12 protein-coding genes are annotated in these 11,883 nt (G+C 38.2%); 9 read left to right on the forward strand and 3 right to left on the reverse strand.

The window, feature by feature from the left end; genetic code table 11:
- Window position 1: 1 nt before the first annotated feature.
- From pseI to ABYD77_RS01835, 7 genes are read left to right on the forward strand one after another with little or no spacing between them, the layout of a single operon-like run.
- Window positions 2-1,060 (forward strand): pseudaminic acid synthase, encoded by a 1,059-nt coding sequence (gene pseI, locus ABYD77_RS01805; RefSeq protein WP_372766457.1) that lies wholly within the window; start codon window positions 2-4, stop codon window positions 1,058-1,060.
- 1 nt (window position 1,061) lies between these two features.
- Window positions 1,062-2,435, forward strand: coding sequence for an NAD(P)-binding protein (locus ABYD77_RS01810; RefSeq protein WP_372766433.1), 1,374 nt, complete (start codon window positions 1,062-1,064; stop codon window positions 2,433-2,435).
- On the forward strand, window positions 2,428-3,381 hold the full coding sequence (locus ABYD77_RS01815) for a glycosyl transferase (protein ID WP_372766435.1): 954 nt from the start codon (window positions 2,428-2,430) through the stop codon (window positions 3,379-3,381). Before ABYD77_RS01810 ends, ABYD77_RS01815 begins: the two co-directional genes overlap by 8 nt.
- A complete protein-coding gene (locus tag ABYD77_RS01820) occupies window positions 3,374-4,042 on the forward strand; it encodes a class I SAM-dependent methyltransferase (protein ID WP_372766437.1) in 669 nt (222 codons plus the stop codon). Before ABYD77_RS01815 ends, ABYD77_RS01820 begins: the two co-directional genes overlap by 8 nt.
- Window positions 4,033-4,968: a DegT/DnrJ/EryC1/StrS family aminotransferase gene (locus tag ABYD77_RS01825; RefSeq protein ID WP_372766439.1), complete on the forward strand. Its 936-nt coding sequence runs from the start codon at window positions 4,033-4,035 to the stop codon at window positions 4,966-4,968. Before ABYD77_RS01820 ends, ABYD77_RS01825 begins: the two co-directional genes overlap by 10 nt.
- Window positions 4,965-5,597: a class I SAM-dependent methyltransferase gene (locus ABYD77_RS01830; RefSeq protein WP_372766441.1), complete on the forward strand. Its 633-nt coding sequence runs from the start codon at window positions 4,965-4,967 to the stop codon at window positions 5,595-5,597. Before ABYD77_RS01825 ends, ABYD77_RS01830 begins: the two co-directional genes overlap by 4 nt.
- On the forward strand, window positions 5,594-6,331 hold the full coding sequence (locus tag ABYD77_RS01835; protein WP_372766443.1) for a WbqC family protein: 738 nt from the start codon (window positions 5,594-5,596) through the stop codon (window positions 6,329-6,331). The genes ABYD77_RS01830 and ABYD77_RS01835 overlap by 4 nt, the downstream gene beginning before the upstream one ends.
- 36 nt (window positions 6,332-6,367) lie before the next feature.
- Here ABYD77_RS01835 and ABYD77_RS01840 read toward each other — a convergent pair whose 3' ends face one another.
- The 3 genes from ABYD77_RS01840 to pseB are packed head-to-tail and all read right to left on the reverse strand — an operon-like array spanning window position 6,368 to window position 9,365.
- The gene (locus tag ABYD77_RS01840; RefSeq protein ID WP_372766445.1) at window positions 6,368-7,228 is read right to left on the reverse strand and encodes an aldo/keto reductase; all 861 of its coding nucleotides are present in this window, start codon (window positions 7,226-7,228) and stop codon (window positions 6,368-6,370) included.
- Window positions 7,225-8,367 carry a UDP-4-amino-4,6-dideoxy-N-acetyl-beta-L-altrosamine transaminase gene (pseC, locus tag ABYD77_RS01845; RefSeq protein ID WP_372766447.1) on the reverse strand — a complete coding sequence of 381 codons (1,143 nt, stop codon included), beginning with the start codon at window positions 8,365-8,367 and terminating at the stop codon, window positions 7,225-7,227. The genes ABYD77_RS01840 and pseC overlap by 4 nt, the downstream gene beginning before the upstream one ends.
- Window positions 8,364-9,365 carry a UDP-N-acetylglucosamine 4,6-dehydratase (inverting) gene (gene pseB / locus ABYD77_RS01850; protein ID WP_372766449.1) on the reverse strand — a complete coding sequence of 334 codons (1,002 nt, stop codon included), beginning with the start codon at window positions 9,363-9,365 and terminating at the stop codon, window positions 8,364-8,366. The genes pseC and pseB overlap by 4 nt, the downstream gene beginning before the upstream one ends.
- A gap of 199 nt (window positions 9,366-9,564) precedes the next feature.
- Between pseB and ABYD77_RS01855 the strand changes: the two genes are divergently transcribed.
- A complete protein-coding gene (locus ABYD77_RS01855; RefSeq protein WP_372766451.1) occupies window positions 9,565-10,350 on the forward strand; it encodes a flagellin in 786 nt (261 codons plus the stop codon).
- A 138-nt stretch (window positions 10,351-10,488) separates the two neighbouring features.
- Window positions 10,489-11,883 (forward strand): sigma-54 dependent transcriptional regulator (locus tag ABYD77_RS01860; protein WP_372766453.1); only part of this gene is annotated, 1,395 nt, incomplete at its 3' end.

Raw genomic sequence — 11,883 nt, forward strand, 5'->3', positions numbered from 1 at the left:
AATAAAAATTAATGATCGCGCCGTGGGTGAAGGCGCGCCGTGTTACATTATTGCCGAAATGTCGGCGAATCATGGCGGCAGTTTAGATAAAGCCATTGAAATCCTGCATGCAGCAAAAGCAGCTGGTGCGGATGCGGTGAAGCTACAAACTTATCGCGCAGATACCATTACACTTGAAACCGACAAGGCTGATTTTTGTCTACCATCAGATAATCCATGGCAAAGCCATGTGTCTCTTTATTCGTTATACCAAAAAGCTTATACGCCTTGGGAGTGGCATAAACCACTTTTCGAAGAGGCTGCTAAAATTGGGATTGATGTCTTTTCATCACCATTTGATGCCAGTGCCGTTGAATTATTAGAATCACTTAATGCACCGGTTTATAAAATTGCTTCTCCAGAAATTACAGATATTCCACTTTTGAAAAAGGTGGCTCAAACAGGTAAACCTGTGATTATTTCAACAGGTATCGCTAATTTAGATGACCTTGAACTCGCAGTTAAAACACTTCGAGAGTTTGGGTGCAAAGAATTAGCTATTCTAAAATGTACTACTGCATATCCAACTCCCTTCTCTGAATGTAATTTGGCCACCATTGTTGATATTGCAACGCGCTTTAATTGTGTTGCGGGCTTATCAGATCATACATTAGGACTAGTCTCGCCAATCACGAGCATTGCGCTTGGAGGTAAGATTATTGAAAAGCACTTTATCCTAGATAAATCGGATGATTCAGTTGATGCCTTCTTCTCATTGGATGAACCTGAGTTCAAACAAATGGTGCAAGGCGTGAGAGATGCAGAATGTGCAATAGGCAAGGTTGAGTATAACATCACTCAATCTGCCCAAAAAAATATGCTTGCTAGGCGTTCGTTATATTTTACCCGGAAGCTTTGTGCAGGAACAATTCTTACAGATGAAGATATTAAGTCAGTTCGACCTGGTTTTGGATTACATACCCAATATTATGATGAAGTGATAGGGAAAACACTTGCTGTTGACGTGGAATTAGGTGATCGCGTTACCCGCGATTCGATAATTGGATTCGTGGAGAAATAAAATGAATACATGTGTTGTTGTTGGGGGGGGGATCAGTGGATTAACTGCAGCTATTTTACTCAAAAAACGATTTAACTCGGTTTACTTAATAGAGCAGTCAGAAAACTTGGGGGGATTACTGGCTTGCGTTAGAGATAACTTGGGAAATAGCTATGATCAAGGCACACATATCCCTGAAAAAACAGGTATTGCTGAAATAGATGAAATTCTTTTTGATGACAATGATTTAGTCGAAAGCTGGTATGCTCTATCTCCATTGAAAACGGGTAATTATTTTGCCGGTGAGTGGGATAATACAACGCAAACTATCGATGCGAGTAAATTACCACGCCATATTTATCAACAGGGCATTGGCGAGTTTATGACATTGGTTGATAGCCCAGATACTACAAATATTGAACGTTATATATCAACTACACTAGGGCCAACTTTCTATCAACATTTGTCAAAACCGATAATTCATAAACTTTATGGCAAAGAAATTGATTGTAATGAATTAGCTGTACGCACGGGCATCAACTATTTTGGTGCAAGTCGAATCAAAGCATTTGATAAAGATACGACAAAGACACTAAAGCAACTGCCATTCTTCGATCATAAACTTGGTTTTCACTCAGCCGCAGAGTACGATGAACTACTGGAAAGCTTAGGGCAAGATACAACTCAATATTATTATCCAAAAGGAGAATTAGGGGCGCAAACTTGGGTAAATAACCTGGCTAAGAAAGCCTCTCAATGTGGCGTGAAGCTAGTAATGTCTTCTCATGTTGTTGATATTAAGAGTGAAAACAAAAAAATCACACAGGTGACCTTAAATGATGGCAGTAAATTAGCTTGTGATCTAATTTACTGGAGTGCCCCACCTATTTTTGCCTTAAAGGCAGCAAATTTAGAGGTGCCAAATGTATCGCTTAGTTTTAGAACGGCTAATTTGCTTCATTATACATTTAATGAGAAGCCACTGAATGATAATGCACATTATGTATGGAACTGGGATCCAATATCCCCCATATTTCGAATTACTTTATATCATAATATTCGCCAAAATAGTTGCTATCAACTTACAGCTGAAGTGCTAAGTTCTAAGGAAGAGTCAGAGCATATCACCTTAGAAAAAGGGTTAGCTGATTTAAAAACCTTAGGTCTTATTAGTGACTCAGCGCGTGTTCTCTCAAGCTTGAAGCAAACAGTACACAATACATTTCCTATACCTACACACGCATTCGCAAATGTAACACAAGCTCAGTTTGAACAACTGACAAATAGTTTTGATAATTTTATTCTTTCAGGTAGGTTTAGTGGCCGTTGTTGGTTGCAAAATGATGTGTTAAAACTTGCCTACCAAGAAATCAATCAGTTTTGCGCATATGCATGATGTTTTAATTCATTGTCATGGTAATAAAAGGTCAGGGCTTGGCCACTTTTCTCGATGTTTTAATATTGCCCGGGCGCTGCAAAAACATGGTGCTTCGGTGGTATTCTGTGGGCATTTTGATGACTTCGCATATCGCAAACTTACTATTGCGGGCATTCCATGTTCTAGCGAGCTAAAGATTTCCTCTGGTCAAACTGTATTATGTGATGACTATCAATTAGATAAAAAAGAACTATTGGCCATTGATAGTGCCGGCGGCAAGCTCATCGTTATCGATGACTTTGATCAGTATAATTATGAGTTCATAAAATTAATTGTAAACTTTCGTTATGATGCCGCATCTCTTTGCAGGGTGACACCTCGCCATGCACTGGATTTAGATTTTTTTCCTTTTGCTGAAGACTTAATCAGTGTGAGAGATAAAACACTTGAGAAGAGTCAACAGTATCCCATCTCAAATGTTTTGGTTTTTATTGGTGCTCATGATAGGCACCAAATTGCTCATCGCCTTTTGGAGTCTCTAGATAACTTATTGTCAAATACGCATATCATGTTAGTTGCAGCAAAGAAGTTAGATTTTGAGTCAAATAATAATGATGTTGAGCAACGTCTGTTTGTTAACGATATGGCCCAACTTTATGACTTGGCTGATATTATTATCTCTGGCGGTGGCCTAACTAAATATGAGGCGGGGTTTTGTTTAAAACCTAACTGTGCTTTATCACAGACGCAAGAACAGCACGAAGATACAAAGATGCTAGCCAAGGCAAATTTATGTTTTGATTTGGGATTGGCAGAAGCAACATCTCAACATCAATTAAATTTAAATTTATCGCAATTTATCAATGACAGTATGCATAATCAGTTAACTGCTCAAAAAAGTCTTTTTGATAGAAACTCAGTGAGTAATTTAACAAAAAAAATTCTAGAGGTTGTTTATGAGTGAATTTTTAACAAAGCAAACGGAGTGGCAGCAGCAAGCTGAATCGTCCGATGACCTCAAACTTCAGGTTGGCCGACCACAAAGCGATGAAAGCTGGCAACTTTTAGCTAAAGATGTTGTTGAAAAGCTAAAGTTACATGCTACAGATAACTTATTAGATGTTGGGTGTGGCAGTGGTTTATTGCTCTCTAAACTTGCAACTAATTGCGCGTATGTAAGCGGTATTGACTATGCTCAGGCTATGGTAGATAAGGCACAAGCATTACTGCCAAATGCTCAGTTTTATTGCGGCGAAGCAAAAAAACTACCCTTTGCCAGTCGTTCATTCGATAAATTGCTAAGTTACAGTATTTTCCATTACTTTCCTGATAGAGAATACGCGCTTTCTGTGGTGAAAGAGATGATCAGGGTTGTTAAGCCTGGTGGTATTATTCTGATAGGTGATGTGCTTGATGCTAACTATGAAAATGAGATCAAAAGTAAGAGTAACTTGGCTTATGAGCAGAAAATACCCAACATTCATCGTTATTCCCAATGGCAGTTTTACGACTTTGTGCAATTAGAACGTGAACTTTCAGATTTGGTCAGCCAATTTGAGGTGTTAACACAGCCCAATGAATTAGCACTTTCTGGTTATCGCAAGGATATTAGGTTGTGGCTTTAACAAAAGTGCAGCACAAACTAGCTGAGCTTTGTCAGCGAGAAAAGGCAGTTTTAACTCATTCAGGTAGTATTGGTATTATTGCCACATTACACAGTGCAAAACTACCTCTCGGTAGTACCGTAATCATCCCCGCAAGTATGTGTCCAATTGTATTATTTGCAATTCAGATTGCGGGATATGATGTAAAAATTGCAGACGTGTCTCTGGCGTCTTTTTCGATGGAAGTAGAACAAATTTCTGCGGTATATGATGAAACCGTTAGTGCTATTATTGCTGTGCATGGTTATGGTCGAAGTTGTGATATTGAAGCGATTGTAACCTTCGCTAAAGATAGAGGTGTAGTGATAATAGAAGATGCCTGTTTAGCTTATGGGAGTATGCACAAAGGCAGTCCACTTGGTAGTTTTGGCGATTTTTCGATTGTAAGTTTTGGCTATGATAAACCAATAAACTTAGGCTATGGCGGGGCGGTGCTCGTTAATGGGCGTGATAAGGAAGAGGCGTTATTAGCATTCATAAACAACAATGCGTTAAGTGTATTTAATAATGATGAGGTAGCCAACAAACTAATTGTAGAAATTGGCAATTTACCTCACTATGTTGAGCAACGGCTGGAGAATATTGCTTTTTTAGAACGTAGTATCACTAATTCGCGGTTTAAAAAGCTATCTTATCAAGAAGAGTGTGCTTATTGGCGATATCCGCTGTTATGCAAAAACAGAGAAGACTTTCTTCGCTTTGCAAAGCAACAAGGTGTTCTTTTTACAACGCATTATAAAAGCTTAAGCGAATTACAAACTACAGCACAATGTCCCAATGCTGAAAGAGTTGGGAATGAAATAATTAACTTATTTGTGCGTCCTCAAACATCTCAGCAACAACTTGATGAAATGGTGCGCTGTATTAATCAATACCAATCGTTATGAAAGATTTAAAACAATATTATCAAGAGTTATTTAAAACTCATGGTGCAAACCATAATGCCGTACAGCATGTATCACAGCAATCTCAAGAGGTGCGCTTTGCTTTATTCAACACATTGATTGATGTTTCTGATGATGTCATTGATTTAGGCTGTGGATTAGGTGATATGTTGCCATACTTACGCAAAAATGGCTTTAAAGGTAATTATTTGGGGTGTGATTTTGTACCTGAATTTATTGCATTTGCTAACAAACTTTACGCAGATGATAGTAAAGCAAGGTTTATAGAATTTGATATTAATAAAGATCCACTGCCAGAAAATTATCATCATGTTCTTATTAGTGGCATTTTTAATAATCCAATGGATGACAATCTTTCTTTTATAAAAAACACATTAACAAAGAGTTATAACGCCTGCTTGAGTTCAGTTATTTTTAATGCATTATCAGATTATGTGGATTACCAAGATAGTGAATTGTATTATGTCTCGCCACTCTTACTCTTTGATTACTGTAAACGTTCTTTATCTCCTTTTGTTTCGCTGACACATAACTACGTAACAAAAGATGGTGGCTTTCCTTACGAATTCACGATGCAAATAAGTAAATCCGCAAAAGAGCTAGACAAATGATTATTAGTGTTATGCAGCCAACTTATCTTCCATGGTTAGGTTATTTCGATTTAATTGATAGTGCAGATAAATTTGTTTTTCTTGATAATGTAAAACTTGAAAAAAGTGATTGGCATGTCAGAAATCGTATTAAGTCGGCAAGTGGCGAGCTAATGCTAACCTGTGCGGTCACAACCCCTGTCGGACGCATGTCGGCGAAGATCAATACTACTGAGTTCGCGAACGGTCACCCTTGGCGCAAAAAGCATTTAAAAAGCATTGAAGCTTGTTATCGAAAGGCGCCTTTTTTTGAACAGTTATATCCTTTATTAAAGAATTATTTTGAAGCGTCCCATTCCTACCGTTTAGGTCAGTTTAATATTGGTCTTATAGTTTTGTTGGCAAATTATATGGGTATAGAAAGTGATTTTTACATAGCTTCTGAATTACCTGATATGTCAGGCGTAAAAGATGGGAAATTAGTCAGTATCTGTCAACATTTACAGGGCGAAACTTACCTTTCACCATTGGGTGCCAAAGCCTACATTGAAACAAACAACCCAGGAGGTGAGCTTGTTAAAAATGGTATTAATGTTCTTTATCAAAATTTTAAGCATCCACAATACACACAATTGTTCGGTGATTTTATCTCGCACTTAGCAGTGGTTGATTGCTTATTTAATATCGGCCCAGAACAAACTTTGTTTTTAATTCGAAAAGGACACCAATTACCAGTTGCCTATTCTGAATTATAGTTTTGAACTGGTTAGATACTGATAACTGAATTTTCTTTATATTTGCCAGAGGCTGGGATTGATAAAATGTTCGTCATTACAACTAAATACATGCCAGGGGTAATCAGGTAATGGTGTATCAAATAGAGTAATGAGTTGCTTTAAATGAGCTAATTCGTTTACACCTACAATTACTCTGTCAACTTGCTGTAATTGAGCAACAAAGTTCAAAGTGATAGCTGCTTTGTGTATATTGTATTCTGTAGCAACACTTTCAAGTTTGTCGAATAAGTGGGAGATGTTTTTAAAGTAAACAGGGCGTTCTTCCATCAACAATAGACCTTGTAAAAAAACCGAACGAACGTGTACTTCAATCCCTTTCTTTTTGAGTTTGTTTAAGACACCTGAACTAATAAAACGCTGATCTAATAGGTTTAAAGGTATTTGAATGAGGTCAATATCGAATTTATCAATAATATTTTGAGCTTGAATAGGGTTGTAGACAGAAACGCCGATTTTCTTGATTATTCCTTGCTCTTTTTTTGACTCAAGCCAGTCGTATAAAGTTGGAAATAACATAATGTCATTGGCTGAATGGAGTAAGTAACCATACACTTTTTCTGCATTTAAGTTCTTAAGGCTTTGCTCGAGAGTGTTCTCTGCAAACTCTTCAATTTCTGAAAAAGTGGCAGACTTTGGTACAGGAGGCAGTTTAGAAACTATTTTAAAATGTTCAAGGCCACAATTTCCTAATACAAGCTCAGATTCTCCGTATGCAGCAGCTGTATCTAGTAACTCAAGGTGATGTTTATTGGCATAGCGAAGAATTTGCTTTACTTCTTCTAGACTTGTTTGGCCTTTTTGATTACTTATGCCGTAATCAACACCAAATTGCACAGTACCGAGAGCTAACTTCATAGTAACCCTCTGAGTGTAGTTGTTATATATTTTATATCTTTTTCAGTTAAATTTGGGTGAAGCGGCAAGGTAATAGCTTTGGAATAATATTCTTCCGCATTTGGGTAGTCACCTTCTCTAAAACCTAAATTGTGGTAGAAAGGCTGTAAATGAATCGGAATATAGTGAACATGTGCAAATATGCCATTGGCACGTAATTGCATAACGATTTCTTTTCTTTTTGCAGCATTATCCAAAAGCACCACATATAAATGATAAGAAGAATAGCAATCACGCGATTGAATGAGGTGAGTTAGATTCGTAGGTAAATACTTGGTATATAACGATGTAAGTTGGTGACGTTTGGCGACAAATTCATCTAGGCGTTTCATTTGACTGAGGCCAAGAGCAGCTTGAATATCTGTGATACGATAATTAAAACCGAGCGACTGCTGCTCATAATACCAAGGCCCTTGATCAACTCTCTCGAGATCTTTTGGTTGGTTTGTAATGCCATGACTACGCAATTTTTTTAACTTAGTTGCGATATCACCGCACTTGGTTGTTAGCATGCCTCCTTCGGCACTAGTGATGATTTTTACCGGGTGGAAACTAAATACACAAATATCGCTGAACAGGCAATTACCCACAGGAGAATTTTGATATTTTGCACCTATTGCGTGGGATGCATCTTCGATAATTTTAAAGTGGTATTCATTTGCTAGTTTTGCAATTTCTGCCATGTCGCATGATTGACCCGCAAAATGTACCGGTATAACGGCTTTAGGTAAATTATTGTTTTTTTTAGCTTCTTGTAATTTCGCTCGCAGCGAAGCAACCGAGATATTACCTGTTTTAACATCAATATCAACGAAGTCGACTTTTGCACCACAGTAAATTGCGCAGTTACTGCTTGCAACAAATGAGTTTGGCGATGTCCAGACATAGTCTCCTTTGCCGACATCGAGCGCTAAACAGGCGATATGTAATGCTGAAGTTGCGCTATTGGTTGCAACTGCATACTTAGCACCACAATATTCACTAACGGCATGTTCAAATTGATCAATTGCTGGGCCTTGTGTTAAGTAATCCGATTTTAAAACATTAACAACAGCATCGATATCGTCTTGATTGATATCTTGTTTGCCATACGGTATCACTTAAGTGCCTCAATATTAAAATTGGCAATTTGCTCAATCGTCATATAATCAGCATTATCTAAAGAGTTGTATTCGAATCCAGGCTTTACCGCTTTGCCTTTTTCACCAATAGCGTTCACTGTAAAATCATTTATTCTACTACTAAACTTTATGCCTGGCGCAATGACGAAGTGATCATCGTATTCAAATGTGTCATAGCATAGATCGGCTGGGCACATCACTTCGTGTAATTTTTCGCCAGGACGAATACCAATAATTTTAAGCGGTAGATTGGGTGCCATTGCTTTTGCTAAATCGGTGATTTTAATTGACGGAATTTTAGGAACGAATATTTCACCGCCAAGCATACGTTCAAAGTTCTTAAGTACGAAATCAACGCCCTGTTGTAGGCTAATCCAAAAACGCGTCATATCTTCATGGGTAATAGGGATATGGTCTTTACCTTCGTCAATAAATTTTTGGAAAACAGGAACTACTGAACCTCGTGAACAAACAACATTACCGTAACGCACAACAGAAAACGTGGTTTTATGACCACCGGCGATATTATTCGCCGCAACAAATAGTTTATCTGACGCAAGTTTTGTTGCACCATAAAGATTTATTGGGTTTGCGGCTTTATCGGTTGATAGGGCAATCACTTTTTCAACATCGTTGTTAAGTGCTGCATCAATGACGTTTTCAGCGCCATTAATATTTGTTTTAATGCATTCCATAGGGTTATATTCAGCTGCAGGAACTTGTTTTAAGGCTGCGGCATGAATCACAAAATCTACACCTCGCATAGCGCGGTTTAAACGTTCTTTGTCCCTGACATCACCAATAAAATAGCGCATACAGTCTTGATTAAAGTCTTGTTGCATTTCAAATTGTTTTAATTCATCGCGAGAAAACACAATAATTTTTTTTGGTTGATAGCGTGATAACAATGTTTTGACATATTTTTTGCCAAAAGATCCTGTTCCACCTGTTATTAAAATTGTTTTATTGTCGAACATAGTGTTTCCCACTGTATTTACTGAATTACACAAAGATTAATAGTTCTTTCATTACTTTAGCTTAATAAGCACTAAATATGCCAATAGTTTGTCAACAAACCCTTAATTGGCGAGTGAAAAAACACCTCTTTGTATTATAATTATACTAATTGAATCTTGATAAATTCAGGACAAAAATACAGGTGGGAGGCGACCTCGTATGAAAATTCAAAATCAAAACTTTGCATTTTTCAATCGAACAGAAGAAAAAAGCAAAACATTACTTGAACAATTAGCTAGCGGAAAGCGGGTGAGCTCAGCATCTGATGATGCAGCGGCACTACAAATAATTGACCGTTTGCAAGCACAACAAAATGGTCAGAACCAAGCTATTCGCAATGCTTATGATGGTATTTCGTATACACAGGTTGCTGAGGGGGCGCTTGCTAGTGTAAATGAGTCTGTATCTCGTATTGAGCAGTTGTCATTGCAGGCTGCTAATGGAGCTTTAACAGATCAAGATAGAAGCGCTATTCAAGAAGAGATTTCTCAACTGCAAACGGGCATTACAGAAACGTATGAAAACACCTCGTTTGGTGGGGCGAAGTTATTTGATGGTAACGATGTCACTTTTCAAGTAGGAGCAGACGCAAATCAAACCCAACGCTTAAACCCTGGTGATAATAGTGTTGTTTCAAATGTATTATCAATTGATGTTTCAACACAAGCAGGTGCGCAAGCTGCAATCAGTGTCACACAACAAGCGCGTGATGATATTAATTCGAATCGTGCGAATTTAGGGGGGAGTCAAAACGCCTTTGAGCAGAATATTCGGTCTTTAACCAATAATGCGGTTAATGTAGCAGCATCGCAAAGTCGAATTCAAGATGCAGATTACGCGAATCTTGTGTCACAAAAAACGGCAAATGATATTCTATCACAGGCATCGATAGCGCTGCGTGGGCAAGCGAACCAATCAGCGAGCCAAGCCCTTGGGTTGCTCTAATTCAGATTGTGATAGATCAAGTTTGGGTGTCAATTTTTTGAATTGACGCCAAAATTCCGCCACTTACACCTTGCAACCTCAAGTTAAGCCGTTACAATAAAAAGATAATTAGAATAATATTACTGCAGTGCCATTATTATGAGCCTTACTAATTCCACTTGGGTAATTGACGAAAACGAAAATCGCGCAAACAAACTCGTGGCTTCACTTTGCTTTATTGGTGAACATGCAAAAATTGCAACTGTGTCAGAAGTGCAGGATTCAGTATTGCACCATGTGGAGGCTGTGTTCTTGGGTGCACTTGTTGGGTGCGAACACGAAGCTATTATTAAAAGCCAGCCTGAAACCCCATTTATTCTAATCGGTGAAACTCTGAGACCTTTATTGGCATTAGCAAATGTAATTGGGGTTTTAGCTGAGCCCTTTTCCTATGCACCTACCACAGAGTTGCTGCGCGATTGCCAAGAATACAAAAGGCATTTACCAAGCTTAGCTAATAATACTCAAGAAAAACGTTTTGACGGCTTAATTGGTGCTACATCTCAAATTGAACATATTCGTTTTTTGATTAAGCAAGTAGCAAAAACAAATGCCAATGTACTTATTTTAGGTGAGTCGGGAACGGGTAAAGAAGTTGTTGCACGTAATATTCATCTTTTGTCTAATCGGAACTCAGGTCCTTTTATTCCGGTTAACTGTGGTGCAATTCCCGGTGATTTACTGGAAAGCGAATTATTTGGTCACGAGAAGGGTGCATTTACAGGTGCTATCTCAACGCGAAAAGGGCGTTTTGAAATGGCACAGGGTGGTACACTTTTTTTAGATGAAATTGGTGATATGCCAAGCCAAATGCAGGTTAAATTGTTGCGAGTTTTACAAGAGCGCGTCTATGAACGTGTGGGTGGTGGCAAACCTATAAAAGCAGATGTCCGCATTATTGCAGCAACACACCGCAATTTAGAAACCATGATTGAAGAGGATACATTTCGCGAAGATTTGTACTATCGCTTAAATGTATTTCCAATTGAAAACCCATCACTGCGTGAACGTAAAGAAGATGTGCCTTTATTATTACAAGAGTTAATTAAACGTAACGTAGTTACCGGTGGTGCTAATGTGAAGTTTACCGAACGTGCACTCGAAAGCCTTAAAGAGCATAGTTGGCCAGGTAATGTTCGAGAATTGTCTAATCTTGTGGAGCGTATGCAAATCATGTTCCCAGAAAAAGTGGTCGATGTTTCAGATTTACCGAAAAAATACCAGCATATAGATGTGGAAGAATATGTTCCAGAATACCCTGAAGAGATTCTGGAACGTCAAGCACTAAACGATATTTTCAGTGAAGGGTTTGCAGAATTTGCAGATGATGAAATTGATGCTGCTGAGCATATCTTCGACTCAAACAAACCCGCTATTTTACCTGTAGAAGGTATTGAACTTAAAAGTTACTTAGCTGAACTTGAAATTTGTTTAATTGAACAAGCGCTAGAGCGTAATGATAATGTGGTAGCGAGAGCTGCTGAGGTGTTAGGC

Origin of the sequence: Pseudoalteromonas sp., assembly GCF_041629635.1 — a bacterium.
GTDB lineage: Bacteria > Pseudomonadota > Gammaproteobacteria > Enterobacterales > Alteromonadaceae > Pseudoalteromonas.

Bases quoted from the DNA above. Each gene is read 5' to 3' on its own strand.
- ABYD77_RS01810 (WP_372766433.1), top strand. From the start codon at position 1,062: ATGAATACATGTGTTGTTGTTGGGGGGGGGATCAGTGGATTAACTGCA.
- ABYD77_RS01815 (WP_372766435.1), top strand. From the start codon at position 2,428: ATGCATGATGTTTTAATTCATTGTCATGGTAATAAAAGGTCAGGGCTT.
- ABYD77_RS01820 (WP_372766437.1), top strand. From the start codon at position 3,374: ATGAGTGAATTTTTAACAAAGCAAACGGAGTGGCAGCAGCAAGCTGAA.
- ABYD77_RS01830 (WP_372766441.1), top strand. From the start codon at position 4,965: ATGAAAGATTTAAAACAATATTATCAAGAGTTATTTAAAACTCATGGT.
- ABYD77_RS01835 (WP_372766443.1), top strand. From the start codon at position 5,594: ATGATTATTAGTGTTATGCAGCCAACTTATCTTCCATGGTTAGGTTAT.
- ABYD77_RS01840 (WP_372766445.1), bottom strand. From the start codon at position 7,228: ATGAAGTTAGCTCTCGGTACTGTGCAATTTGGTGTTGATTACGGCATA.
- pseB (WP_372766449.1), bottom strand. From the start codon at position 9,365: ATGTTCGACAATAAAACAATTTTAATAACAGGTGGAACAGGATCTTTT.
- ABYD77_RS01855 (WP_372766451.1), top strand. From the start codon at position 9,565: ATGAAAATTCAAAATCAAAACTTTGCATTTTTCAATCGAACAGAAGAA.